Source organism: Streptomyces griseoaurantiacus (genome assembly GCF_036189845.1).
Lineage (GTDB): Bacteria > Actinomycetota > Actinomycetes > Streptomycetales > Streptomycetaceae > Streptomyces > Streptomyces griseoaurantiacus.
In genome coordinates, this window is record NZ_CP108326.1 from 1,072,067 (window position 1) to 1,095,808 (window position 23,742).

Genomic DNA, 23,742 nt, shown 5'->3' on the forward strand with positions numbered 1-23,742 from the left:
TGGTCCAGCGGACGACGACTTCACTGCGCATGATGCGCATTCTGCATCACCCCTTTGTGCCCGTGGCACAAGCACCACGGCGGTCATGAGCGGATCACGACGAAGACAGCGGCGGCCCGCCCACCCAGGATCGACACCGTTGCCGTCGAAACGGAAGGAAGCACAATGCGGTTCTCCTCCCCTGGTCCCGACCGTGTCGCCGTCGTGGGCGCAGGCATGGTCGGCCTCTCCACCGCCTGGTTCCTGCAGGAACTCGGCGCCACCGTCACCGTGCTCGAACGCGCTGACGTGGCCGCCGGATCCTCATGGGGCAACGCAGGATGGATCACCCCCGGACTCGCCACGCCCCTGCCCGAACCCGCCGTCGTGCGCTATGGCCTGCGGGCCGTACTGAGCCCTTCCTCGCCCGTCTACGTCCCGTTGAGCGGCGATCTCCAGCTGCTGCGCTTCCTTGCGGGCTTCGCACGCCACAGCACCACCGCCAGGTGGAAACGCGCGATGCGGTCGCTGGTGCCGATCAACCGGCTGGCGCTGTCGAGCTTCGACGCCCTGTCGGAGGGCGGTGTCGCTGCCGAGACCGTCCCCGCGGGCTCGTTCCTCGCCGCGTACGGCAGTACGCAGGAGCGCAAGGTGCTGCTGGACGAACTGGAGCACATACGGTCTTCGGGACAGAGCATCGAGTTCGACGTGCTCGGTGGTGACGAGGCTCGGGAGGTCGAACCGGCGCTGTCCGCGAAGGTCGGCGCGGCGCTGCGGCTGCACGGGCAGCGCTATGTCGACCCGGGGGCCTACGTGCACGCCCTCGCCGCCGCGGTCCGTGCCCGTGGCGGCGATGTCCGGATCGGTGCGGAGGTCACCGAGGTGTCGGACGACGGCCGAGGAGTTCAGGTCCGCACGGCGGACGGCAGAGTGGATCACGTCGCCTCCGTCGTCCTCGCCAACGGTGTCTGGTTGCGTCGCCTCGGCCATCGGTTCGGCGTGCGCTCCCTCATCCAGGCCGGACGGGGTTACAGCTTCAGCGTCCCCATGGAGCGGGTGCCCTCGGCGCCGGTGTACTTCCCCGCTCAGCGTGTGGCCTGCACGCCGCTGGAGGGCCGGCTCCTGCGGGTGGCGGGCATGATGGAGTTCCGGTCTCCCGAGGCGCCTTTGGACGCCCGCCGGATCAACGCCCTCGTGGACGCCGCCCGGCCGCTGCTGGAGGGAGCGGACCTCGACATGCGCAAGGACGAATGGGTGGGGTCGCGGCCCTGCACCCCCGACGGCCTGCCGCTCATCGGCGCCACTCGCTCGCCACGTGTGTTCGCCGCCGGCGGGCACGGCATGTGGGGCATCACTCTCGGACCGGCGACCGGTCGCCTGCTCGCGGAGCAGGTGGTCACCGGCCGTCGACCGGCGGAACTGGGCCCCTTCGATCCGTTGCGCTGACGCGGGACGGCGGCCCGGGGCCGATGGGCGTGCCCCTCGCCGCTCAGGCTCTGCCGGCCAGCATGCCCCACGGGTCCACCGGGATCACCTCGGTGGACCTGCCGTGCTCGTCGACCAGGCGTCCGTGCACCTTCACCTGCCGAAGCACCAGACGACGTTCGGCGATGGTGACCTGCGGATATTCTGCGGCCAGTCTGAGCACGATCTCTTCCAACTGTTCCACCGAACGCAGGCTGACGATCACACACAGATTGGTGCGACCGACCACGGGCGCGCAGAAGCGCGTCTCCCGCCACTCCCCGATCGCCCGTCCGATGCCGCCGACTTCGGCGTCGGGTGCCGTCAGCCACAGCATCGCCATGGCGTGCCATCCGGCCAGGGGACGCGCCACATCGCAGCGGAAGGCGACTTCGCCCCGTCGCTGCAACCGATCGAGGCGGCGCTTGACCACCTGCGGCGAGGTCCCCAGGTCCTGTGCGACCTCGGTGTAGCTGCGGCGCCCGTCCCTTCCCAGGGCGACGTACAGGGCTCTGTCGTCGACGCTGAGCGGGCGCAGTTCCTTGGGCGGCGGCCCCAGATCGCTGCGGACCTGCTCGCATTGCGCGCGGTTGAGCACTCCGTGCCTCCAACGCCCTCCGCCCAGCATGCCCGTGTAGACGTGGCTGCTCACCCGGGTGACGTCGGGGGTGATCGGCAGCCCGTCCAGCAGCACCGCGGAGATGGCATCGACGGTCGGGGAGACCACCAGGGCGAACAGGTCGTACTCGCCGACCGTGATGCCCACGGTGGCGACGTGCGGCAGCGCGCTGAAGGCGGCGGCCACGTCCACTGCCGTGCCGGGTTTGCAGGCCACCTCGATGATCGCTCCCCGGAAACTGGGGCCTTCCAGGGTGATGCACGTCCATGCGGTGCGTGCCCGGACGAGCGCCTGCCATCTGCGGGCCAGGGTGACCGGGGACAGCTCCAGCACCTCGGACAGGGCGGTCCAGCTCACGCGTGGGTTCAGCTGCAGCGCATCGGTGAGGGCGAGGTCGGTCTCGTTCAGGATCGGGACTCCGCCCAGGCTGACAGAACTCGTCATAATCCGTCCCACCCGCGTGCTCGACGCAATTTTCCTTCATGTTGGCGGGACGAACGGGATTCGGGACCACCCTGAACGGCATCGCCGCCCACGCCGCCCCCATCTTCAACGCGGTGTTCATGCGTGCGCAAGCTCACTCACACATCCCGGAGGCTTCCATGAGAGCCCTGTCCCCGCTCGCGGTGGAGCACGACGCCCGGCGCGATGCTCTGTATGCGAAAGCGGCACGGCGGATCATCCCGCTGCTGGTCGTGTGCTACACCTTCGCCTATCTGGACCGGGTCAACATCGGCTTCGCCAAGCTGCAGATGCAGCAGGACATCGGCATCAGCGAGCATGTCTACGGAGTGGCAGCCGGCATCTTCTTCCTCGGATACGTCATCTTCGAGGTGCCGAGCAATCTGTGGCTGGCCAGGGTGGGGACGCGCAAGACGATCGTGCGCATCATGATCCTGTGGGGGGTGACCTCGGCGGCCATGGTGTTCGTCCATGACGCCACCAGCTTCTACGCCCTCCGCTTCCTGCTCGGTGTCTTCGAGGCCGGTTTCGCACCGGGGATCATCTACTACCTCACCCTGTGGTTCCCGCCGGCCCGGATGGCGGCGGTGATGTCGTACGTCATGCTTCCCGGGCCCATCGGATCGATGGTCGGTGGACCGCTGTCCTCCTGGATCATGTCGACCCTCGACGGCGCCGCCGGACTCGCCGGATGGCAGTGGGTGTTCATGATCGAGGGCCTGCCCTGTGTCCTGCTCGGAGTGGTGGTCTGGAGGACGCTCGTCGACCGTCCGTCCGACGCCGGGTGGCTCACGGCCGAGGAGAAGGACATCATCACGGTCGACATCGGGAAGCGCCGGCCGGGCGGCAAGCACCGGCTCGGCGCGGCACTCACGACTCCGCGGACCTACAGCCTGGCCCTCAGCTACTTCTGCCTCATCAGCGGCATCTATGCGGTGAGCTTCTGGCTTCCGACCATCCTGACGGAGAACGGTGTCCACGGCCTTTCCCGTGTCGGTGCCCTCTCCGCGGTGCCGTACCTGTTCGCCATCGTGTTCATGCTGATCGTCGGCCGCCGTTCCGACCGCACCGGCGAGCGCCGGCTGCACAGCGCGATCCCGGCCGGGATCGCCGTCTTCGCTCTGGCATGCGCCGCTGTGACCGCGAGCCACTTCGTGGTGTCCTTCCTGTCGATCAACGTGGCAATCGTCTGCCTCTGGGTGGCGTACACCGTCTTCTGGTCGATCCCGCCCTCGTTCCTCAAGGGGACGGCCGCAGCCGGGGGAATCGCCTTCATCAACTCGATCGGGCTCCTCGGCGGCTTCTTCAGCCCCATGATCATGGGGTTCGTGAAGGAACGCACCGGGAGCACCGAGTGGGGGCTGCTGACGATGAGCGCGCTTGTCGCCGCCGGCACGGTACTGCTGCTCGCGACCAAGCCGACCCCCACGCGCGTGGAGACGGATACCGAACACGCGGTGCCTGCCGGCACGTGATGACGTCCGCCTCCCCCACCAGCCGTATCGGAGTGATCTCCATGCCTGCTTCCACCCTCTTCCGCAGGGCCACCGTCGTCGACGGTTCCGGTGCCCCGGCCTACACCGCCGACGTCCATGTCGCCGACTCCCGGATCACCCGCGTGAGCGATCCGCGTCCCGGGGCGGGGACGGCGGACCGTGTCATCGACGCCGAGGGACTCGTCCTGAGCCCCGGGTTCATCGACGTCCACTCACACGCCGACAACGCCCCGTTCCTGAACACTGCCGATGTGTCCAAGGTGACCCAGGGGGTCACCACAGAGGTCGTGGGCAACTGCGGATTCAGCCTGGCTCCGGTGCACGACGCCCATCGGGACGCCTTTCGCTCCTTCACCCGCCGCATCTTTCCCCCTCTGCCGTTCGACTGGTCGTCCGTCGAGGAGTTCTTCTCCCGGGCGGACGAGGCCGGCCATGTCGTCAATGTCGCCCCTCTCATCGGCCACAACGCCCTGCGCATCGCGGCCATGGGACTGGAGGCCCGCGCACCCCGCCCCCAGGAGCTGGAGGCGATGCGGTCCCAGCTGCGCCGGGCCCTGGAGGCCGGAGTGTTCGGGCTCTCCACGGGGCTCATCTACCCGCCCGGAGTGTTCTCCGAGGCCGAGGAACTCGTCGCACTCGCCGAGGTACTGCCGCCCGACCGTGTCTACGCGACGCACATGCGGGGCGAGGGTCCGCAGTTGTTGCAGAGTGTCGCCGAGGCGGTGCACATCGCCGAACGCGCCGGGTGCCGCCTGCAGGTCTCTCATCTCAAGGCGACGGGGAAGCAGGCCTGGGGAACCGTGAGCGACGCGCTCGAGGCTCTCGACGCGGCCCGGGCACGCGGTCTCGTCGCGCATCAGGACGTGTATCCCTACGAGGCCGCCGGCACGATGCTCACCGCCTGCCTCCCCCCATGGTTCCAGGACGGCGGCAACCAGGCCTTCCTCGCCCGGCTCCGGTCCGAGGACGCGTTGGCTCGCGCCGGGGCCGAGCTGGAGCGGCATGACGGCAGTTGGGAGAACTGGGTGGCCGCGGCGGGGTGGGACCGCATCGTCGTGGCCTCCTCCGCGACCCATCAGTACGACGGCATGAGCCTCGCGCACATCGCCGCGCAGAAGGGGATTCCCGCGTTCGACACCTTGGTCGGCGTACTGCTGCAGGAGGAGCTCCAGGTCTCCATGACGGTGTTCGCCATGGACGAGAAGGACATCGCCGCGGCGATCGCCCACCCCAGCTCGATGATCGGATCCGACGGCATGCCGCCGGGAAACGGCGGCAAGCCCCATCCCCGGATGTTCGGCACGTTCCCGAAGATCCTGGCCAAGTACGTCCGTGACAGCGGTCTGCTGTCGCTGCCCGAAGCGATCCGGAAGATGACGCACCTGCCCGCCACCGCGTTCGGCATCCCCGACCGAGGACGCGTCGCCGAGGGCTGTGCGGCCGATCTCGTCCTCTTCGACGCCGGGACGGTCGAGGACCACGCGACCTATGAAGCACCGGATCGGCAGGCAGGCGGCATACGCGCCGTCATGGTCAACGGGCGGATCGTGGTGGAGGACGGTGAATTCAGCGGGGAGCGAGCGGGAAGGCGTCTCACCCCGGCGTGAGCCATCGGACCACCCCCGCCGGTCTGCGCGTGAAGCCTCTCGGGCCTGCAGGACCGGTCGTACCCCCGTCGGAGGTACTGCCTTACGTGCGGTGGTCCGCGGCAGTCCCGCGGCCACCGCTCTCCGCCCCGGAGTGCCGCACCGGTATGCGTCGGCGGACGGCCGCCGGCATCCTCATCTGCTGCGGATGGTCCGGTAGGAGAACTCCACCAGGTAGTCGTTGAGGCGCAGCGAGGCGGCGGCCGCCTCTTCTTCGTCCCCGTGGCAGATGGCGTGCAGGATGGCGCTGTGCAGGCTCGCCGCCGTGGCCAGCTCTTCGTCCGGGTTCTGTATGTGGGCGAACCAGAAGCGCCGCGACAGGCCCTGCAGCGGGGTCATGGCCACCAGCAGGTAGTCGTTGTCCGCTGCCGTGGCGATCAGTTCGTGGATCTCCTTCAGGGTCCGGTCGAACGCCCTGAGGTCGGCGTCGGGAAGGTTGTCCAGGCGGTTGGCCAGACGCACCATGGCCTCCTTCCGCTCCGCGTTCGCCCGGTGCGTCGCCAGGCGAACGGCGAGTTCTTCCACAGTGCGCCGCAGTTCGAGGAGCTTCAGCTGCGCCTCCACCGAGGTGCCGACGACGAGGACACCCCGGTTCGGGTGGATCTCGACCATCCGCTCGCGCGCCAGCCGCTGCAGGGCCTCACGGACCGGCGTGCGCCCGAAGCCGGCCAGTTCCATGAGGGCCGCCTCGGACAGCATCGATCCGGGAGGCAGCTCCTGGAACGTGATCATGCTCTGCAGCACGTCATAGGCCTGATCGGCCTTGTTGGTCTTCTTCTGCACGCGACCCCTCCCGTCACTCACCTTGTCCTCGAGCCGGAACTCAGATTCTCCGCCTCCCACTCTGGACAGGGCGCAGTCTACCGCTGTACGACTAATACATGACTGATATATCGGCCCTCGGGGGCTACCTGCGGCACGAGTGGAAACTGCATGCGGTGCACCCGCCGAACGTGGAACTGCCGGTGCTGGCCGAGGTCGATGTGCTCGTCGTGGGCGGCGGAGCCGCCGGGGTCGCCGCGGCCACCGTCGCGGCCGAGAGCGGCCGCAGCGTCGTCCTGATCGAGAAGTACGGATTCTGCGGCGGCGCCGCCGTGGCAGGGCTTTCCGGCACGGTCTGCGGCCTGTATCTGGCCAGCGACCGCGGCCGAGGGCCCGAGCAGGTGGTCTTCGGCTTCACCGAGCGCTTCCGGGCCCAGATGGCCGCCCGTGGTGGGCTCACCGAACCGCAGAAGTACGGCAAGACGTGGACCAGCGCCCACGACCCGCTGGTGTGGCGGGAGACCGCGGACTCACTGCTGGAACAGGCAGGCGTCCGTGTGCTGCTGCACACCTCCGTCACCGGAGTCCTCATGGACGGGAATGCGCACAGGGGCGTCGTCGTCGAATCCAACGCGGGCCGCGCGGTCGTCAAGGCGGCCCGCACGATCGACGCCTCCGGAGACGCCGCGGTCGTGGCCCGCGCCGGGCACCGCTACTCCTTCGGTGACGGTGGAGCGATCCAGAACCCCACCATGTTCTTCCGCCTCGGAAACGTGGACATGGAGCGCTACCTGGACTATTACGGCACCGACACGATCTGTCCGCCCAAACTCACGGACGCGATCGTGGCGGCCCGGTCGGCCGGCGAGAACCTGCCGCGGCAGAAGATATGGGTCTTCCGGACCACCCGCCCCGGCGAACTCATGGTCAACGCCACCCGCCTCACCGCCCGTGACGGCAGGATGCTCAATGTCATCGACCCGGAGGACTTCACCGAGGCCGAGGTCCTGGGACGCAAACAGGTGCGCGCCTACGCCGATTTCCTCGCGCGGCACGTCCCGGGCTGCGAGGACAGCTACGTCGTCGACACCGGCGTCGAAGCCGGCATCCGGCAGACGCGCACCATCGCCGGCCTCGAGACCCTCCGTAACGACGACGTGGTCACCGGGCGCAAACGTCCGGACGGCATCTGCCGGGTGCCCTGGCCCATCGAACTGCACAGCGGTGACCGGCCCAAGCTTCACTGGCTTCTCGACGACTACTACGAGGTGCCCTACGGCACGCTCGTACCCGAGACGGGCGAGAACATCATCGTCGCCGGCCGGTCCCTGAGCGCCGAGCACGAGGCACTCGCCTCCGCACGGGTCACCGCCCAGTGCTTCGAATACGGCCACGCCGCCGCCGTCGCCGCAGTCCTCTCCCTCGATGAGGACTCCCGATTCCGCGACATCGAAGGTGAATCCGTCCGCGCCGTCATGGCCGCGAACGGAAGCGCCCTGTGACACACCGATCCTTGGAGAACCACATGTCCGATCCCACGTCATTGCGCAGCAACTTCGAGCCGGGTACGACTCGATGGGCCGTCCGGCGTGCCCAGTGGTCCGCCATGGGCATGACGCACGAGGAACAGCAGCGTCCGAAGATCGCGATCGTCAACACCTCCTCACGCCTGTCGGTCTGCTTCGCCCACCTCGACGACGTCGTCGATGTCGTCGCCGAAGCGGTCCGCGAGGCGGGAGGTCTGCCGTTGGAGATCCGCACCACCGCACCGAGCGACTTCGTGACCAGCGCCGGCCGCAAGGCGCGGTACCTCATGCCCACCCGGGACCTGATCGTCAACGACATCGAAGCCGCCGTCGAAGGCGCCCAGCTCGATGCCATGATCCTCCTTTCCTCCTGCGACAAGACCACCCCGGCCCACCTGATGGCAGCGGCCCGGCTGGACCTGCCTGCCATCCTGGTGATCGGCGGCTACCAGCAGGGCGGCACCTTCGCGGGGTGCTCCGTGGACATCGACACCGTCTACGAGTCCGTGGGAGCCCTCGCCTCCGGGAAGATGAGCGTCGACGAACTGGGACGCATGGCCGACTGTGCCATCAAGGGCCCCGGCGTCTGCGCGGGACTGGCCACCGCCAACACCATGCACGTACTCGCCGAAGCCCTCGGCATGACCATGCCTGGTTCCGCCCCCGTACGGGCCAACTCCGAGCCCATGCTCGCCCGAGCCGCCGAGGCCGGCCGCCGCATCGTGGATCTCGTCCGTGAGGGCGTGACGGCGCGCAGCATCCTGACCCGCGAGGCGGTGGAGAACGCGATCGAGGTCGCCCTCGCCCTGGGCGGCTCCGTCAACTGCATCCGCCACCTGTCGGCGGTGGCGCAGGAAGCGGACCTCGACATGGACGTCGTGGCGACGTTCGAGGAGAAGGGGAAGGACGCGGTCCAGCTGGCAGCCATCAGGCCCAATGGCACGCACCAGGTCTGGGACCTGGAACGGGTCGGTGGCGCACAGGCCGCCCTGCGGGCTCTCCTCCCCCGCCTCCACGGCGACGCTCTGACCGTCTCGGCCCGCACGGTCGCCGAACTCGCCGACCAGGCCCCCGCCCCGGACGGAGAAGTGCTGCACCCCCCGACGGACCCGGTGAATCCGGAGCCCGGCCTGCTGATCCTGCGGGGCTCCCTCGCACCCGACGGTGCGATCGTGAAGGTGGCCGGAGTCGGTTCCGCCACGCGCAGGCAGTTCTCGGGACCCGCCCGCGTCTTCGCCGGGGAGGACGAGGCGATCACGGCTCTGGGCGAGTCCGCCATCCGTCCCGGCGACGTGATCGTGCTGCGCGGCATGGGTCCGCGCGGCGGCCCGGGCACCGTCTTCGCGGCCAGTTTCGTCGCGGCTCTCAACGGCGCCGGGCTGGGTGGGCAGGTCGCCGTTGTCACCGACGGCGAACTCTCCGGCCTCAACCACGGACTCGTCGTCGGCCAGGTCATGCCGGAGGCGGCGGACGGCGGGCCCCTCGCCGGTGTCCGGGACGGCGACCGGATCTCCGTCGACCTCGACGCACGGCTCCTCGACACCGACCCACCGAGGCAGGGTGCCCCGGTCACCGCCGGCGACCCGCAGGCCGAGCGGGGATGGCTCGGCCAGTACGCCGCACTCGTCGGCCCCATCCAGCAAGGGGCCGTACTGCGACGCCCCCGCCCGAACGAGCAGACAGGTCCGCGCACCCGAGGAGACAGACGATGACCATGACATCCCAGTCACGGCGAGCAGGCGTGGCGGCCCTCGTCGGCACCGCCCTCGAGTGGTACGACTTCCTCATCTACGGGACCGCGGCCGCCCTCGTCCTCAACAAGCTGTTCTTCCCGGCCGAGAGTCCCCTCGTCAGCACCCTGGCAGCCTTCGCCACCTACGCGGTGGGCTTCCTCGCCCGGCCCCTCGGAGGCCTGTTCCTGGGCGCGCTCGGCGACCGGCTGGGACGCAAGGCCGTCCTCGTCCTCACCCTTCTCATCATGGGCTCCGCCACCGCTCTGATCGGTGTGCTGCCCACGTACGACCGGATCGGGATGGCCGCACCCGTTCTGCTCATCCTGCTCCGGCTCCTGCAGGGCTTCGGAGCGGGAGGAGAGTACGCCGGGGCCGTCGTGCTCTCCGTCGAACACGCCGACCAGCAACGTCGCGGAGCCGCCGGGGCATGGGCACCCGTCGGGTATGCCACGGCCACGCTGCTGGCTGCGGGGGTGTTCCAGTTGTTCCTGCTGATGCCCGACGACCAGTTCCGTGCATGGGGCTGGCGCATACCCTTCCTGCTCAGTTTCGTCGTCGTCGCCGTCGGCTATCTGATCCGACGGCGGATCGTCGAGACACCGGCCTTCGAGAAGGCACAGGAACCACGGACACCTCAGCGGCTGGATCTCTTCGCGGCACTGCGCCAGGAGCCCAAGAGCTTCCTGGTGGTCATCGGCGCCCGCTTCGCCGAGAACGGGTTCGCCTACCTCTTCCCGGTCTTCGGCGTCGCCTTCGTCACCACAGAGCTCGGAGTGAGCGGCAACGTGGCTCTGGGGGCTGTCGTCGCGGCGGCCGCACTGGAGATGATCACTATCCCGGTCTATGCGCGGTTGTCCGACCGGATCGGACGACGGCCCGTGTACCTGGCCGGAGCGATCGCCTCTGTCGTGTGGGTCGTCCCCTTCTTCCTGCTCGTCGGAACCGGCTCGACCTGGGCGGTCATGCTCGCCTTCATCGTGGGGCTCGGCGTGGCATACCCCGCGATGCTGGCCCCGCAGGCCGCGTATTTCGCCGAACTCTTCGGAACGCGCACCCGGTTGTCCGGATTCGCGTTCGCCCGTGAGATCGGCTCCGTCCTCGCCGGCGGCCTCGCCCCCTTCGTGGCCACGGCGTTGTTCGCATGGGCCGGACACTGGTGGCCCGTGGCCGCGTACATGGCGTTGATGACGGCCATCACGCTGGCAGCCCTCGCGGTCGGGCCCGAAACCGTCAACCGGGACATCGAAACGCCGGTGTCCGGCGAGACTCCCGCAGATGAGGAACATCAGGGGGCGGTTCCCGAAGTCCGTGCGCCGGTCGAGAACACCAACCGGTGACCTCGTCTCCTGCCCGCGACGTCCCGCCGCGGGCAGGAGACGGGACCGACATGGTGGTGCCTCGGTGGTACGCGGAACGGGCCCCGGATGATCGACTGAAACCCGTGTGATCGACTGAAACCCGTGGCGCCTGAGCGATTCAGGCGCCACGCAGTCGCACCCATGTCGTCCGACGACGGCCACGACATCGACGCCCTTCTCCTCCTGGAACCCGGCCCGCCCCAGGACTCACCCCGGGTTCTTCCGTACTCACTCCGGCCTGCGCGAGCGACCGCGCCGGCTTCCTCGGAGACCTCCTCCAGGTGGTCAGTCATGGAGTCACCAGGCGGTATCAGCCGCGTGTGCCTCCGACGCGGGCGGCCCGCCGACGGTCCCCTCTCGGCCTTGGACACCCGCCCCCGACAGGGTGCCTTCGAGCACGTCGCGCAGTTGTGACCGGGCGGTGATGCCCAGCTTGGGAAACACCCGGTAGAGGTGAGAGCCGACCGTGCGCGGAGAGAGGAACAGCTTCTCGCCGATCTCACGATTCGTCAGTCCTCGGGCCGCCAGCCGCACGATCTGCTGCTGCTGGGGGCTGAGTTCGGCGAACGCATCGGGCACGACGCTGCTGGCTTCGATGCCGGCGGCGCGCAGCTCTGTCTGTGCCCGCTCGATCCACGGTCGCGCTCCCAGCCGCTGGAAGGTGGCCAGGGCGGCGCTCAGCAGCGGGCGGGCCTCGGCGATACGGCGCTGCCGCCGGAGCCACTCCCCGTAGTCGAGCCGTGTCTGCGCCCGTTCGAACGGCCACTGCTCACCCGTGGCGTCCGCGAGCGCCGCCTGGAAGTACGGCTCGGCGAGCTCGGGATCCGCCAACAGGGCGCGGCCCCGGGCGATCAGCACGGCCACCCGCGCCGACATGCCCGTACCCAGGCGTCGCGCGGACCGCTCCAGCAACTCCGCGGCGTCCCCCCGCCGCCCTCGGCGGACGGCCGCCGCGGCGAGTTCGGCCAGGACGGTGTAGGAGACGTGGTAGTGGACCGGATCGCCGTCGTCGGTGAAAGCGGAGCGGAACTGCGTGTACGCGGTGTCGTAGTCGCCCTCGGCCACGGCCGCCATCCCCAGAGCCCGACGTGCGAAGACCGCGACGGAGCGGCTCTCCAGCGGATCGACCAGGGCCAGCGCCTGCCCGGCGAGTCGGCGTGCGGCGGCCGTGTCACCGAGCAGGCTGAGCACCGTGGAGTCGAGTGCGCGGGCACACGCCTCGGCGTGGTGAAGTCCGGCCGACGATGCCATGGCGGCGATGTCGGCGGCCACCGATCGGGCCTCGGCCCATCGAGCCTGCTCCAGATAGGTCCAGCCGGCCGCGCACCCCAGTCCGTCCGGGAGCGGTCCATGGGCCTGCCACCGGTCGAATGCCTCGTCGAAGGTCCTGGCGGCCAGGGGGGTCTGGTCGAGGAGCCAGGAAACGATGGCGAGCATGGTCAGACGCTTGGCGTCGTCCTTGGCCTCGGCGATGAGCCCGGGCAGCAGCGGCACCAGGGATGCTCCTGCGCCGCTGGGGTCGGAGACGGCCAGCACCCAGGCGTGCATCGCCGCCCTGGCGTCCTCGTCGGGCACGTGGGAGAGCAGGTCCTGGATCTCCCGCTGCTGGAACTCCTCACCCGAGTAGTAGCGGACCACGGCCGCCGCGGCGAGCGCGTCCAGTACGCGAGGCGACCGGGCGGCCGCCGCCTCGCCGGCGACGCGCAGGAGCGTGGTGAAGGCCGCCGTGTGGTGCTCGCCCATGGCCATGAGCTGCCCGGAGGCCAGCGAGGCCGCGCCTGTCAGTGCCGGGTCGTCGGTGGACTCGCGGACCTCGGCGGCCAGGCGTTCCACCCAGCCGAGCTGACCGGTGAAGACGGCTGCGGCGGCGGCTTCCGTCAGAAGTCGGGCCCGGTCCTCACCGCGTGGGCTCAGTTCCGCGGCGCGCTCCAGAGCCGCGGCCGCGGCCGCATAACCACCCCGGCGCCGGGCTCGGTCGGCCGTCTGCTGCAGGGCCGCCGACACCTCCTGATCGGGGCGCAAGGTTGCGGCGGCGAGATGCCAGGCTCGACGGTCGGGCTCCTCGCGCAGCAGCTCCGCGAGATCGAGATGGGCCTGGCGGCGTTCCTCGAAGGACGCGGCATGGTAGACGGCCGAGCGGATGAGCGGGTTGCGGAAGGCGACCCTGGGTCCCTCCTGGCGTACGAGACCGGCCTGCTCCGCGGGCACCAACACCTTGTCGTCGGCCTCGGGGAGCCCCATGGAGGCCGCCGGCGCATCCGTCGCACCGGCGGCAGCGAGCAGCAGCAGGGTGCGGCGGGTCGGTTCCGGCAGGTCAGCCGCGTGCTCCGCGAAGATCCGCTTCAGCCGGTCGGTGAGCGGCAGCGGGCCCTCGATACTGCTGCCCCCGAGCTGCCGGATCGCGGCGACGCGGGCGAGTTCCTCCAGGGCCAGCGGATTGCCGCCTGCTTCCTCAAGGATCCGCACACGGACGCGGCCGGTGGGCGGTGTCGGCTGCTGGTCGAGCAGCCGGTTCGCCGCCTCGATGCCCAGTGGGCCGACTTCGAGGCGCTCGTACCCCTTGTCGAATCCCGGCAGCGCAGCCGTGGTGCGGACTCCCACCAGCAGCGTGACGGGTTCGCTGTCCATGCGTCGCGCCACGAAGGAGAGAACGTCCAGTGTTCCGCGGTCGATCCACTGGGCGTCGTCGACCACCACCAGCAGCGGACGGGTCTCCGCCACCTCCGACAGCAAGGTCAGGACCGCCAGACCGACGAGCATGGCGTCGGGCGTCTCGGCACCGTCGTCGAGCCCCAGAACGGCTCGGAGCGCGGAGCGCTGCCGCGACGGCAGGCTCTCCATTTCGCCGAGCACCGGACGCAGCATCTGATAGAGACCGGCGAACCCGAGGTGCGTCTCGGATTCGCTGCCCACCGTCCGCAGCACTCGGCGGCCCGAACTTCGCGCGCGGCCGACCGCGAGGTCGAGCAGGACGCTCTTTCCGGCACCGGGCTCGCCCGTGATGATCAACACGTCGCTGTGGGACCGGTCGACGTCGATACGCCGGATGATTTCTGCGGTCTCGCTTTCTCGGCCCACGACCGCCGAAGCGGATTCCCGCGTCGAGTGCTGGTCCCCACGAGCCCTTCCATTGTTCCGCACGGATGCTCCAGGGAATTGAGAATTTCCCAGATGATAGCGCGCCCGAACCGCGACAGTGCCCGCAGGTGCGGCGTCACCGGGCTTGGGCCGCCTTGAGCCGACCGGAGCACACGCATGCCCCGAGATATTCCGCCGGTCGCCCGTCGGCTCGTCGCAGAACGGCCCCCGACCCCATGCCGCAGGGGCTCATGGCCGGGGCGTCGAGGTCGCCGCGGGGGAGAACCGGCGGGCGCACGCGCTCTCCGCCTGTGGGTGAACGGCACCGATGCAGTCATGTGACGCATACCTCGACTGTGTGACCGGACACAGAATCGTGATGCGCACACGGTCGTGCCTCCGCGGGTCGGCGGGGCAGACAGGACCGGCCTCGGCGGTGGCGCGCTTCTGCGCGGAGGACCACCGAAGCCGCACATCCTGACAGGAAAGGTCGCTCTCATGGTCACCGATGGCTCGTGGCTGGTGGGACTCGGGTTCCGCACGCCTTGCGGTCGACTGGTACGCCACTTCTATGTGGTCGATGGCGCAGCCGATGCGGAGCACGCCCGCAAGGCAGCTCTCGAAAGAGCCGACCAGCCGCGCGAACGCGCAGCCCGCGCCGATCTGCGGCTCGAGGACGGGTGTGTCGAGATACGCCGGGTGCTGCGCGATCCGTGGGGTACCCGGCGGCTGTCCGCCCCACGTACATGCACCGCTCACCCCCTTGATGCGTGACCACCCGTATGTTCTTTCACTTGCAATTCCGGCGGCTTTTCCCGTATCAGTCACGTGACCGATACGGGCGTTTCCCCTCTCAGTCACGTGACTGATACCCGTTGACTTTCCCTTGAAGCACCATGGCTGTAGCGGCCGTGATGACATGAACCCGGCCTTCTCACAGTCCTGGCCGCCTCTCATGGCCGGCGCAACAGGACGTCATGTGTGGACTTCATCGGAGTGCAAAAAATGGACAGCGAAATTCATTCACGTTCCCTGAGCCGGCGCGGCTTCGTCGGAATGACCGCGGGCATCGGCGCGGCAGTCGGTACCGCCGGCCTGTTCGGCAGCCGGCTCCCCGCGTCCGCCGCCGAACGCCGGACGCGGGTCCAGACGATCGAACTGGGCAAGGTCACCATCACCCGTGTCGTCGAGTTCAGCGGTCCGGTGGGCCTGACGTCGCGCCAGTTCTTCCCGGACAGCGCGCCGGAGCTGTGGCGGGGGAACGAGAACTGGCTGAGCCCGGACTTCTGGAACCCCAGCACCGACATGGTCAGCTCCGCCCTGCAGACCTGGGTCCTGCGGAGTGAGGGCAAGACGATCCTCATCGACACGGGCGCCGGAAACGACAAATACCGCCCCTACGCCAAGCAGTGGCAGTACATGGACACCGACTACCTGCGCCGCCTCGCCCGCGCCGGAGTGGGACCGCAGGACGTCGACATCGTCGTCAACACCCACCTCCACAACGACCACGTCGGCTGGAACACCCAGCGCGAGGACCGCGACTGGGTGCCGACCTTCCCCAATGCCACGTACGTGATCCCCAAGGTCGAATTCGACTTCTGGAACCCCCTGGGCCCGGTGCGGCCGAAGTACTGGCAGGGCAACCAGAACGTCTGGGAGGACAGCGTGCTCCCGGTTCAGAACGCCGGCCTGGTGAAGCTGTGGGAGGACTCGCACACCCTGGACGGCAGCCTGAAGCTGCATCTCGCCCCCGGGCACACTCCGGGCTCCTCCGTCCTCCGGCTGGAATCGGGCAAGGAGAAGGCGCTGTTCACCGGCGACCTGCTGCACACCCCGCTCCAGCTCGAGCACCCCGAGTTCAACAGCTGCTTCGAGGAGGACGAGAAGAAGGCACTCGCGACCCGGCGCCGCGAACTGGAGTGGGCCGCCGACAACAAGGCCCTCGTCCTGCCCGCCCACCTTCCCGGCCACGGCGCCGCCGAGGTGGAGCGCAACGGCAGTTCCTTCAGGATCACGTCGTGGGCGGGCTTCAGCCGCAGCTGAACCGGCCGGAAGAAGCGATCCGCGTCGCGAGCCCCTGCCCACCGACACTCCGGCGATGAGCGCCCGGGGCCCGCGACCGCTGGAGGCCGAGCGGGGCGCCGACACCCACACCGGTCCGGCGCCCCGCGACCGCCCGCGAGCACACGGGCGCTTTCAACTCGTCGTGGCCGTGGGGCGGTCCGGGCCCTGTCGCTGACCGGCGCCGGCAGTCGACCGTGGCGACCCGCCGCGGACGCCTCGGGGTTCACGTCCTTCAGCACACCGGACCGACGGCAAGGACCTGCGCGGGAGCACAATCCGTGTCGCGCCGCAGAACCCGGCCGTCACCTGCGACGTCCGGCCTCCCGGGAGACGGGGGCCTCCCGCCGCGCCGCACAGCACCGCCGTCGAAGCCGGAGCACGCGGGACGCGGCTCGGCGCATCGGAGAGTGCGGCACGTCTCCCGTCTCGTGACGGGCTCCCGTTCTCGTTCCCTCACGACCCTCCGAAAGCAGTCACCTGACGCATACCGGACGGAACCCCCACTCGGTGAGACTGAGGACGCGGCAACGAGTCGGCCGGAACCTCCAGACCCCTCTCTTCGCCGTCCGGTTTGTCGCGGTGACGTAGGGCCCGCGCGGACGACCGCCACGCGGTGGCTCCGCGCCGTCGGCCGCAGGCACGACCGTCCACAGGCGGAAGGATGACGGAGCACCCCATGGTGGCAAGGACAGAATCGCTGTGGGACCGCTTCGCCGCCATCGACCCGGGGCTGATACGTCTCACCTCCGCGATGCGCGCCGTGCTCGGCGCCGCCGCGACCCTCGTCGTGCTGACAGCGTTGCAAGGGTCCGACACGGCCCTGCTGGCCGGCGGTTTCACCGCGATGGTGACGTCACTGGCGATCAGTGACCTGCACCCGCGCAACCAGTTCATCACGCTCGGGATCGGGGCTCCGCTCTCCCTCGCGGCCCTGACCGTCGGAGCCGTGCTGACTCCGTACCCGACGGCAGCCAAGACGCTGTTCCTGCTGCTGATCCATCTGGCCGTCCGGGCCCGCCGATTCGGCGCGCGGGGGCTGGGGTTGGGGATCTTCGGCTTCATGGCCTTCTTCCTGTCTCAGTTCGCCCAGGCCCGAGTGGTCCAGCTTCCGCAGCTCGGGGCAGCGGTACTCGTCGCCTTCGGGGCCGTCGCGACCGTGTGGTACTGCGCGGGCCCCAGGACGGCGTACGGCGTCCTGACGCGGCTGCGGCGCGCCTTCGACGGGCGTCTGCACGATGTCCTACGGGACACAGCCTCGATGATCGCCACTGGTCAGGACGTCCACACTCGGAGTCGAGCGTTGGAGCGCCGCCTGGACAGGCTGCACGCATCCGTGCTTCTGATCGAGGGCTTCCTCGATGAACGCGCGGTCGACCGGGCCACCGACGACCTGCTGCTGCGGCACGTCTCTCGTGCCGAGGTGGCCGCGCAGCGGCTGGCCGTGCTCACCGTCCGTGCGGCCCGAACACGACCGGGCCTCAACGACCCGGGCGAACGGACAGCACGCCAGCGGCTCGCGGGACGGATCCAGGTTCTCCTGCACCGGCCGACCATGGGAACGGCCCCTTCCTCCGAGCACTACGAGGAGCAGCGTGAGGACGGTCCGGCACGCCGGCCGGCCGGATCCGCACACTTGCGGGACTGCTTCCGGGCAGTCGACGAACTCACCGCGGCCCTTGAGGCTCTCGGCCCGCGCGTCGGCCTCCGGCCGGAGTGCGGGACGCCTCCTCGCGAGCCCGCCACACTGCGGAGGCAAGCCTTCGCGGTGGAGCGGCGCGGGGAAAGGGACACCGGAAGCCTGCAGCGCGCAGCCACCCGGCAGGCCTCCCAGGTGACCGTCGCCTCGGCACTCGCCATCGTGGGCGGCCATCTCCTGTCCCCGCACCTGTGGTACTGGGCCGTCGCGGCGTCCTGGGTCGTATTCATCAAGAACGAGAGCACCGGCGAAGTCCTGTTGCAAGGTCTCCGGCGGCTGACGGGCACCGTCATCGGTGTGGTGGTCGGCTACGGTCTCGCCGCCCTGGTCGGCGGAGACGGCCCGCTTCTCCTGGTCCTGCTGCTGGTCTGCATGTTCGGGATGTTCTACACGCCGTCCGTCGCCTACTGGGCGGTGACGTTCTTCCTCACCTGCATGCTCAGCCTGCTGCTCGCGCTCCTGGGCACGTTCTCGACGCACGTGCTGCTCCTGCGTGTCGAGGAGACCGCACTGGGAGTGGCCTGCGGGATCCTCGCCGCCGTCCTGGTTCTGCCCACCACGGTCCGCCGGGCCAGTGACGAGGAGTTGATCAACTTCCTGCTGGTCCTCCACCACCTCCTACGGGCCACCACGGGAAGCCCGGGCGCAGGAACGTCGACGAGCTGGGTGCGCGCGGCACATGACCTCGACCAAGCGCTGCAGTCCTTCGGCAAGGCGTCTTCGCCGCTCACCCACCCGCTCAACCCGCAGCGTGGCCGACGTGATCGCGCCCGCCACCTGGTGGAACTGCTGGAGGCCGCTGCTTACCACGCACGGAGCCTGGCCGCCACGGCCGGGCGCTCCCCGGCGGGGCAGGGCGCAGAGTGCGCCACCCGGCTCGCCGCCGCGGCCGACCGCGCACAGGCGACGGTGACACAGCTGATCCGCATCGCGCACCATCGACCGGGAATCGCCTCGCGTGCAGCACGCCCCAGGGTCACCAGGGCGCTGTCCCTGCTCTCGGACGAGCGACGTATGCGTCGCCCGGATCAGCGCCTGCTGCTGCACATCGATCACCTCGACGCGACCCTGATCGCGCTCGCGCGAGCCTTGGATCCGCTCGCCCCGGAGCCCGGCCGCGCCCCGGGCCGTCGTCCGCACGGCATCGGGCCACGACCGGCCACGCCATTTCGCGGGACGTGCACGTCCGCGGCTGCGGCCGTCCCCTGTGCCCACCGCGGGTAGACGGCGACCGACCGTGTCGCCCGCCGGATCGAGCAGCCCCGAAGCCTTGTCGGCCTCCACCTCTTTCCCCCAACGGCACAGGCCGGGGCGTGGGCCGGTGGGCACGGGTTGTCGATGAGGTGCGGTCCCGCACAGCGGTCGGCGGTCCGTCGTGGCCAGGTGCAGTCACGTGACGTATACCGCGGCACGTGCCCGGCGCCGCAGCATTGTGGTGCGGGGTCGCTCACGGAGCGGTCGTACTCACCGGGAGCCGGCCCCGTCGCCACCCGGCGGGGACTCGCTTGAAGACACCGCGGCCCCGGTCGACGCCCACCGGGTGGGCGTCGGCCAGAAGCGGATGTCGAGCCCATCCTGCGGTTGCGTGCCGGCACGTCGAAGGCGCACCGCCCCGCATCTGCGAGGCACCCGCGTCCCGTGACGAACAGCCGCTCGTCCGCATCCGTGCCGCACCACGGTCCCGAGCATGCAGATCCGATCGAACTGGAGATCAATCATGGATTCCATCACCCTGGGTGATGTCACGATGACTCGTGTCTGGGAATACTTCGGCCCCGTCGACATGAGCCCTGAGGCGTTCTTCCCGGAGAGCCCGGCGGAGGCGTGGGAGACCCACCGTTCCTGGCTGGTTCCGGACTTCCTGGACGCCGAGACCCGGATCGTCAACTCCGCGATCCAGACGTGGGTGCTGCGCAGCGAGGGCAAGACCATCCTGGTCGACACCGGTGTCGGCAACCACAAGGAACGCCCCTACGCGCCGGTGTGGAGCCACCTGAACACGAACTACCTGGACAACCTCGCCCGCGCCGGTGTCCGTCCCGAGGACGTCGACATCGTGATCAACACGCATCTGCACATCGACCACGTGGGGTGGAACACCTACCTCGACGGCCGGACCTGGGTGCCGACGTTCCCCAACGCCACCTACCTGATGGCCAAGGTGGACTTCGACTACTGGAACCCCGCCAACGAGATCAAGACGATGTTCGGCCGCGGCAACCAGAACGTCTTCGAGGACAGCGTCACCCCCGTGCACGAGGCCGGCCTGACCCACCTCTGGGAGGGCAGCTACCAGATCGACCGCAACCTGCGCCTCGACCTCGCCCCCGGCCACACCCCGGGCTCCTCGGTCCTGACGCTGGATTCCGGATCGGACCGGGCGGTCTTCGTCGGCGACATGATGCACAACCCGGTTCAGATCGTCGAGCCCGACGCGAACAGCTGCTTCTGCGAGGACCCCGCCGAGGCCCGCGCCTCACGGCGGAAGGTCCTGAGCTGGGCAGCCGACAACAACATCCTCGTCGTCCCCGCGCACCTGGGCGGCTCCGGCGCCGCCGAGGTGCGGCGCGACGGAGACAAGTTCGCCATCAAGTCCTGGGCCGCGTTCTCCCCGTACGCCCAGAGCTGATCAGTCGAGAGAGGTCCAACCGGTGACCAAGCACACGAATCCCCTCGCAAGAACCGAGCAGGGTGCCGTCCGCGGTCTGCACCAGGACGGCACCGCCGTCTTCCTCAACATCCCCTACGCCGCACCGCCCGTGGGCGCCGGCCGCTTCGCGCCCCCGGAGCCCCACGCTCCGTGGGACGGGGTGCGCGACGCCACCGAGGCCGGGCCCACGGCACCGCAGGCCAAGCGGGACGCGTTCGGCGACCTGGACATGTCCCCGTACTTCGGCCCCGGCTGGATCCCCGGGGAGGACTACCTCACCGTCAACGTGTGGGCGCCCGAGGGAGCGTCCGGCGACCTCCCCGTGATGGTCTTCGTGCACGGCGGCGGGTTCGTGGCCGGCTCGACCCGGTCCGCGCTCTACGACGGCGGCGCGTTCGCTCGCGACGGCGTCGTCTTCGTGACCCTCAACTACCGACTGGGCGTCTCCGGCTTCCTCGACCTCCCCGGCGCCCCCGCCAACCGGGGTCTGCTCGACGTCGTCGCCGCCCTGCGGTGGGTGCGTTCCAACATCGCGGCCTTCGGCGGCGACCCGAGCAACGTCACCCTGCTCGGTCAGTCCGCGGGAGCCACCATCGTCGGCGGTGTCCTGGCTCATCGTGAGGCCGAAGGTCTCTTCCGGCACGCCATCGTCCAGAGCGGCAGCGGGCTGGGCGCCTTCAGCCCCGAGCAGGCCGCCCGCGTGACCCGAGCGGCGGCGGAGGCCCTTGGCGTCGAGCCCCGTGCGGACGCCTTCGCCGCCGTCCCCGACGAGCGATTCGTCGAGATCATGCCCAAGCTGGCGGGTATCGACCTGAGGACCGAGACCCACTCCGATCCGCTGATCGGTCTGAGCCCGTTCAGCCTTGTCCTCGATGTGCAGCCGGCCGACGCCGTGGCCGCGGGCGCCGCCGAAGGCGTCGACCTGCTCGTCGGAACCAACTCCGAGGAGGGCAACCTCTACCTCGCCCCGATGGGCAACTACTCCACGTCGACCGACGCCGACGTCGACGCCGCCGCGGCACGCTCGCACCGCGATCCTGCCGGACTTCTCGAGATCCTCCGTCGGGAGCGTCCGCAGGCGTCCTCCGGGGAACTCCGGTCGGCCATCATGGCCGATGCGCTCTTCGGCAAGGGCAGCCGTCGTATGGCCGAGGCCCACTCCTCCCACCACCCGAGGTCGGACACGTACGCCTACGAGTTCGCCTGGCGCTCCCAGGCGCTGAACGGTGAACTGGGCGCCACCCACACCATGGAGCTCCCCTTCGTCTTCGACGTCACCGCCCTGCCTCAGTTGCACGGCGCGAAGGCCCTCCTCGGTCCGGTGGAACCTCCCGCCGAACTGTCGCGTCGCGTCCACGCCACCTGGATCGAATTCGCCAGGAGCGGCTCCCCCGGCTGGGACCGCTACGAGACCACCCGTCGGGCCACCATGCGCATCGACAGCGAGTGGACTCTCACGGAGGACCCCCGCAGCGCGGAGCGACAGTTCTGGAGCTGAGCGCCGCCCACCCCGGGGGCCGCGGCACACGACGGCTCCCCGGGCTCCGGCAGCGTCCTCGCAGGAGGGCGCAGGCCGACTCCGGAACGGGGCGGGCGTCCGCGTCCGCCCTCCGGGCCGGGCACGGACCGAATCGGTCCGTCCGCCCCGCCCGCACCGGACCTCGACAGCCCGGGCCTCCCGCCCCGTGGCCGGGCGCCTCCCCCCGAGGTCACCCACCGAGAGGCCCCGCGATCCTCCTCACCACGGATCCGGCCGTCTCGCAGACATGTGCCTTCGAAGAGAACCGAGGAAACTCCCATGAGCAGGACCATCATCAGCACCGAGGACGCCCCCGTGCTTCCCGCTCCCCTGTCCCAGGGCGTGCGCAAGGGCGGACTCGTCCAGGTCGCCGGCCAGCTGCCCCTGGACCCGACGACCGGGAACATCGTGGGCAGCACGGTCGCCGAACAGACCGCGCAGGTCCTTCGCAACGTCACCGCGGTCCTCGAAGCGGCCGGCGCGAGCCTGGAGGACGTGCTCATCCTGCGCGTCTACCTCACCGACCCCGCTCATCTGGCCGAGATGAACCAGGCATACGCCGAGGCGGTGGGCGAGCCGTTCCCGGCCCGTACCACCGTCTACATGGCTCTTCCGCCCGGCATGCTGGTGGAGGTGGACGCCCTCGCCGTCGTCGACGGCTGACCAGGGCCCGTCGCAGCGCGGCCGATCGGTTGCGACAACCCGTCCCGGATCGCAGCAGCCGATCGGCCGCGTCATGACATACGGCACCCGTGAGCGCCGTCGCTGACCTGGCGGCACCCAACGGACGTCTTCGGAGAACGGAAAGGCATGACTGATCGGTTGCCGCAGGCGTGCCGCGCGCTCCGCGTCACCAGAGCCGACCTCGTGGACGCGGTGTGCGAGCTCTCGGGCCGGCCGACGCCGCCCCGGGGAGCGCACCCTGTACGGGCTCTCTACCTGCGAGTTCTCGAGGCGGTCGCCACGACAGCGCCGGGGGCACTCCAACCGGGCGACATCAGCGCTGCCGCCAACGTGCGCTCCGGCGTCCTCGACGTCCAGGTGCCGGGCCCGTCGGAGGTCGCGGCTCAATACATAGAGCAACTGGTGGACGACCTCGGCATCGGTGATCTCGCCCAGCTCGCCCACCACGCGGCGCTCACCTGGGAGGAGGCGGCCGAGGGCGCCGCCACCGTGCTCGGCTTCGCCGGTCCGGACCTCGAGGAACCGCTGTGCGAACTCGGCGCCCACTCCCTCGTCGACGACATCGCCGAACGCCCCCCACAGCATTGGGGCCGCCTCCACACGCAGGCGGTCCGTGCCGCCCTGTACCTCTGCCTGGCGGACCTGGCCGACGCCCTGCTCGACGCCTCCGAGTCCACACCCACCCCACTGCGGTGGAGGAGCGGCACAGAACAGGGGCAGGAGTCGGCGGAGGCTTGCGTCAGCGGAGTGAGGCGCCACGTCCTGGTGGACCGGGCGGCGGCTCTGCCGCCTCGTGAGATGCCGGTCTGGAGCCGTCCCGACGTCGCCCCCGTCCAGTTCGCCTGGAGGTGGCAGCTGCGGCCGGGGGCGTCCGAGCCCATCACACACGGCTGTGGGACCTTCCCCACCCCGTTCGCGGCCCGCCACGCGGCCGAGTGCGCGATCACGGCCATGGCAGCCGGCCGTTGCGAGCTGTGAGCCGGTCGACCAGCCCGCGCCCACC

Annotated in this window: 16 protein-coding genes; 13 read left to right on the forward strand and 3 right to left on the reverse strand. The window is 69.9% G+C overall.

Annotated features, from left to right (window positions below; all coding sequences use genetic code 11):
- Nucleotides 1-165: 165 nt before the first annotated feature.
- Nucleotides 166-1,425 (forward strand): NAD(P)/FAD-dependent oxidoreductase, encoded by a 1,260-nt coding sequence (locus OHB09_RS04855; RefSeq protein WP_006144168.1) that lies wholly within the window; start codon nucleotides 166-168, stop codon nucleotides 1,423-1,425.
- A 43-nt stretch (nucleotides 1,426-1,468) separates the two neighbouring features.
- Here the strand turns inward: OHB09_RS04855 and OHB09_RS04860 are convergent, their stop codons facing one another.
- Nucleotides 1,469-2,506, reverse strand: coding sequence for an Lrp/AsnC family transcriptional regulator (locus OHB09_RS04860; protein WP_006144167.1), 1,038 nt, complete (start codon nucleotides 2,504-2,506; stop codon nucleotides 1,469-1,471).
- 158 nt (nucleotides 2,507-2,664) lie between these two features.
- Here OHB09_RS04860 and OHB09_RS04865 point away from each other — a divergent pair, with 158 nt between their 5' ends.
- Nucleotides 2,665-3,999: an MFS transporter gene (locus OHB09_RS04865; RefSeq protein ID WP_245766113.1), complete on the forward strand. Its 1,335-nt coding sequence runs from the start codon at nucleotides 2,665-2,667 to the stop codon at nucleotides 3,997-3,999.
- Nucleotides 4,000-4,040: 41 nt separating this feature from the next.
- Nucleotides 4,041-5,627 (forward strand): N-acyl-D-amino-acid deacylase family protein, encoded by a 1,587-nt coding sequence (locus tag OHB09_RS04870; RefSeq protein ID WP_040897323.1) that lies wholly within the window; start codon nucleotides 4,041-4,043, stop codon nucleotides 5,625-5,627.
- 174 nt (nucleotides 5,628-5,801) lie between these two features.
- Here OHB09_RS04870 and OHB09_RS04875 read toward each other — a convergent pair whose 3' ends face one another.
- On the reverse strand, nucleotides 5,802-6,449 hold the full coding sequence (locus tag OHB09_RS04875; RefSeq protein ID WP_040897220.1) for a GntR family transcriptional regulator: 648 nt from the start codon (nucleotides 6,447-6,449) through the stop codon (nucleotides 5,802-5,804).
- A gap of 98 nt (nucleotides 6,450-6,547) precedes the next feature.
- On the opposite strand from OHB09_RS04875, the gene OHB09_RS04880 reads away from it, so the two are divergent.
- From OHB09_RS04880 to OHB09_RS04890, 3 genes are read left to right on the forward strand one after another with little or no spacing between them, the layout of a single operon-like run.
- On the forward strand, nucleotides 6,548-7,930 hold the full coding sequence (locus OHB09_RS04880) for an FAD-dependent oxidoreductase (RefSeq protein WP_213088098.1): 1,383 nt from the start codon (nucleotides 6,548-6,550) through the stop codon (nucleotides 7,928-7,930).
- Nucleotides 7,931-7,953: 23 nt separating this feature from the next.
- Entirely contained in the window at nucleotides 7,954-9,666 is a 1,713-nt protein-coding gene (gene ilvD, locus OHB09_RS04885; RefSeq protein ID WP_040897218.1) for a dihydroxy-acid dehydratase, read from the forward strand.
- Nucleotides 9,663-11,024 (forward strand): MFS transporter, encoded by a 1,362-nt coding sequence (locus tag OHB09_RS04890; RefSeq protein ID WP_006144161.1) that lies wholly within the window; start codon nucleotides 9,663-9,665, stop codon nucleotides 11,022-11,024. The genes ilvD and OHB09_RS04890 overlap by 4 nt, the downstream gene beginning before the upstream one ends.
- A gap of 318 nt (nucleotides 11,025-11,342) precedes the next feature.
- Here the strand turns inward: OHB09_RS04890 and OHB09_RS04895 are convergent, their stop codons facing one another.
- Nucleotides 11,343-14,186 carry a helix-turn-helix transcriptional regulator gene (locus OHB09_RS04895; protein ID WP_328921653.1) on the reverse strand — a complete coding sequence of 948 codons (2,844 nt, stop codon included), beginning with the start codon at nucleotides 14,184-14,186 and terminating at the stop codon, nucleotides 11,343-11,345.
- Nucleotides 14,187-14,621: 435 nt separating this feature from the next.
- On the opposite strand from OHB09_RS04895, the gene OHB09_RS04900 reads away from it, so the two are divergent.
- The 7 genes from OHB09_RS04900 to OHB09_RS04930 all read left to right on the forward strand — a co-directional run bounded on the left by OHB09_RS04900 (nucleotide 14,622) and on the right by OHB09_RS04930 (nucleotide 23,717).
- A complete protein-coding gene (locus OHB09_RS04900) occupies nucleotides 14,622-14,897 on the forward strand; it encodes a hypothetical protein (protein ID WP_143041079.1) in 276 nt (91 codons plus the stop codon).
- A gap of 282 nt (nucleotides 14,898-15,179) precedes the next feature.
- A complete protein-coding gene (locus OHB09_RS04905; RefSeq protein WP_328921654.1) occupies nucleotides 15,180-16,169 on the forward strand; it encodes an MBL fold metallo-hydrolase in 990 nt (329 codons plus the stop codon).
- Nucleotides 16,170-16,866: 697 nt separating this feature from the next.
- Nucleotides 16,867-19,110: an FUSC family protein gene (locus tag OHB09_RS04910; RefSeq protein WP_328921655.1), complete on the forward strand. Its 2,244-nt coding sequence runs from the start codon at nucleotides 16,867-16,869 to the stop codon at nucleotides 19,108-19,110.
- A gap of 493 nt (nucleotides 19,111-19,603) precedes the next feature.
- Nucleotides 19,604-20,515 carry an MBL fold metallo-hydrolase gene (locus OHB09_RS04915; protein ID WP_191889577.1) on the forward strand — a complete coding sequence of 304 codons (912 nt, stop codon included), beginning with the start codon at nucleotides 19,604-19,606 and terminating at the stop codon, nucleotides 20,513-20,515.
- 22 nt (nucleotides 20,516-20,537) lie between these two features.
- Nucleotides 20,538-22,034 (forward strand): carboxylesterase/lipase family protein, encoded by a 1,497-nt coding sequence (locus OHB09_RS04920; RefSeq protein WP_328921656.1) that lies wholly within the window; start codon nucleotides 20,538-20,540, stop codon nucleotides 22,032-22,034.
- 300 nt (nucleotides 22,035-22,334) lie between these two features.
- Nucleotides 22,335-22,718, forward strand: coding sequence for a RidA family protein (locus OHB09_RS04925; protein WP_191889575.1), 384 nt, complete (start codon nucleotides 22,335-22,337; stop codon nucleotides 22,716-22,718).
- Nucleotides 22,719-22,865: 147 nt separating this feature from the next.
- A complete protein-coding gene (locus OHB09_RS04930) occupies nucleotides 22,866-23,717 on the forward strand; it encodes a hypothetical protein (protein WP_319117362.1) in 852 nt (283 codons plus the stop codon).
- The last annotated feature ends 25 nt before the right edge of the window (nucleotides 23,718-23,742 follow it).